Source organism: Acidithrix ferrooxidans (assembly GCF_000949295.1).
GTDB classification, from domain to species: domain Bacteria; phylum Actinomycetota; class Acidimicrobiia; order Acidimicrobiales; family Acidimicrobiaceae; genus Acidithrix; species Acidithrix ferrooxidans.
In genome coordinates this window covers 1-2,081 of record NZ_JXYS01000160.1, presented here as the reverse complement: position 1 = coordinate 2,081, position 2,081 = coordinate 1, and the positions used below count along the sequence as shown (strand labels likewise).

At 48.0% G+C, this 2,081-nt stretch carries 1 protein-coding gene; it reads left to right on the top strand.

Going from position 1 to position 2,081, the window contains the following annotated elements; translation table 11 throughout:
- Positions 1–2,011 (top strand): fibronectin type III domain-containing protein (locus AXFE_RS17985; protein WP_200891367.1); only part of this gene is annotated, 2,011 nt, incomplete at its 5' end.
- Positions 2,012–2,081: the final 70 nt, after the last annotated feature.

Genomic DNA, 2,081 nt, shown 5'->3' with positions numbered 1-2,081 from the left:
CCATTCACTTAGCAATACCCCAATCACCCTTCCATCACTGAATAGCAACGGTGGCCCAACTCAAACAATTGCAATCGATCAAAACTCGCCCGCCTACAACGCGATCCCAGTTGATACTGGCCTCTGTGGTCCTACGGCTACTGTTGGAAAAAGCTTGGTTCCAAATGGTATAACTGTCCCATCAACAGATCAAAGGGGATACCAAAGACCAGAATCAAGCAACCCTAATTTTTGCTCAATAGGTTCATATCAATACACCTACGCACCAATAATCACGTCGATTAGTCCAAGTGGTACATATGCCCCTGGATCAGTTGTAACAGTTACAGGAAGTAACTTCTTCAATACAAAGAACTTATCAGATATAACTGGCATCACCATCGATAACGTAGCTGTAGTTACCTACAGCGTCAACTCAAATACCTCTATAACACTGACAGTTCCAAGTGGAATTATAACTTCTACCGACTCTCCACTTGTGATATCCAATAGCGATGGACCATCACTTGCCTACAGCATCTCAACAGTTGCGAGTCCGTCAACCCTTTATGTTTCACAGAAAGGTAGCGATAAAAATAACACCACATGTATTCAAGTTACGCCGTGTCTAACAATTGCAAATGCAATTACTAATGCAAATAACGGTGACACCATCAATGTAGGTTCATCATCTGCAACTAGTCCCTTCCGGGAGGCAGTGACTGTCAGCAAAGACCTCACGATTACTGGCCAAGGTGCAACAACTACCTTCGTAGGAGGAACGAGTAGTTCGTTTGTAAGTGGCTCCGTCTTTTCAATCAGTTCTCACGTAACAGCCACCATAACAGGCATGACCATTCAATATGGCGGCGGGAACAACAACACCACCAACGGCGGCGGCATCTACAACAACGGCACTCTCACCGCCTCCAACGACACTATCGACAACAACAAAAGCAACGGCAGCAACGGCGGCGGCGGCATCTACAACAACGGCACTCTCACCGCCTCCAACGACACTATCGACAACAACAAAAGCAACGGCAGCAACGGCGGCGGCATCTACAACTCCGGAACCGTCACCGCTACCAACGACACTATCTCAGGCAACGTGGCCGGCTTTGGCGGCGGTATCTACAACAACTCCGGCACTCTCACCGCCACCAACGATTCCATATCGAACAACTCGGCCTTCATCTCCGGTGACAGCTACACCTTTACCATCGCAGCTGTCAACAAAGCTGGCACTGGCACCTACTCGCGCTCTTCGAATTCGGTGACCCCCAACTCAGTCCCGGGTGCCCCGACCGGTGTTGCGGGAACCCCAACAAACGTTGTAGCTACAGCTGGTAATGGATCTATAACCATTACATGGAATCCACCATCAGAAGATGGTGGATCATCAATAATTGGTTATTCAGTTACACAGATAAATGTAACTACCAATACAACAACCAATGTTTGCTTATCTTCAGATATATCTATCACGACTACCTGTAGTGTTACTGGCTTAACTAATGGAGATAGCTACACCTTTAGCGTTAGTGCTATCAATTCTTCTGGCGCAGGAACAGCTTCTTTGTTATCTGCTTCTGTAACCCCAGAACCACCATCTGGTTTACTCTCAAGCAACCCTAGTCCCAGCATCAGTCCCAGTATTACCAAGGGCTACTGGCTAGTCGCAGCAGACGGTGGCGTCTTTAGCTTTGGTGATGCAAACTTCTATGGCTCAATGGGAGGAAGAACACTCAACAAGCCTGTAGTAGGTATCACATCAACCCCAGATGGTAAGGGCTACTGGCTAGTCGCAGCAGACGGTGGCGTCTTCAGCTTTGGTGATGCAAACTTCTATGGCTCACTTCCACCTAAGTCACTCAACAAACCAATAGTAGGAATAGCCTCCACCCCAGATGGCAAAGGCTACTGGCTAGTCGCAGCAGACGGTGGAGTCTTCAGCTTTGGTGATGCAGCCTTCTATGGCTCACTTCCACCTGCGAAGCTAAATGAGCCAGTAGTTGCGATCGGCGATTGATCGAGTCGCCAATTCTGCCATCGATATTGGTTGAACCATAATCTCCCTAACCCCAGTTTCGACTGAATTC